Raw genomic sequence first — 698 nt, 5'->3', positions numbered from 1 at the left:
ACCCTCCGTATTACCGCGGCTGCTGGCACGGAGTTAGCCGGTGCTTCTTCTGCGGGTAACGTCAATCAATCGTGCTATTAACACGACTGCCTTCCTCCCCGCTGAAAGTACTTTACAACCCGAAGGCCTTCTTCATACACGCGGCATGGCTGCATCAGGCTTGCGCCCATTGTGCAATATTCCCCACTGCTGCCTCCCGTAGGAGTCTGGACCGTGTCTCAGTTCCAGTGTGGCTGGTCATCCTCTCAGACCAGCTAGGGATCGTCGCCCAGGTAGGCCATTACCCTACCTGCTAGCTAATCCCATCTGGGCACATCCGATGGTGCGAGGCCCGAAGGTCCCCCGCTTTGGTCTTGCGACATTATGCGGTATTAGCTACCGTTTCCAGTAGTTATCCCCCTCCATCAGGCAGTTTCCCAGACATTACTCACCCGTCCGCCACTCGTCACCCAAGGAGCAAGCTCCTCTGTGCTACCGTTCGACTTGCATGTGTTAGGCCTGCCGCCAGCGTTCAATCTGAGCCATGATCAAACTCTTCAATTTAAAGTTTGATTTGCTTAAAACTTGTTTAAGCGATGCTCAAGCGTAAAACACTCATAATGAATTTCATTATGTGTTCACTCTTAAGACTTGATATTTTTTACGTCCGGAGACGTTTGATATCAATCCTGCGAGTGCCCACACAGATTGTCTGATAA

Annotated in this window: 1 rRNA gene; it reads right to left on the bottom strand. The window is 51.1% G+C overall.

The window, feature by feature from the left end:
- Positions 1-543, bottom strand: a 16S ribosomal RNA gene (locus tag ABD035_RS02170); the annotation flags it as partial.
- Positions 544-698 lie beyond the last annotated feature (155 nt).

Source organism: Tatumella terrea (assembly GCF_039523755.1).
Lineage (GTDB): Bacteria > Pseudomonadota > Gammaproteobacteria > Enterobacterales > Enterobacteriaceae > Tatumella > Tatumella terrea.
The sequence above is the reverse complement of the archived record's forward strand: the minus strand, read 5'-3'. Positions and strand labels throughout refer to the sequence as shown.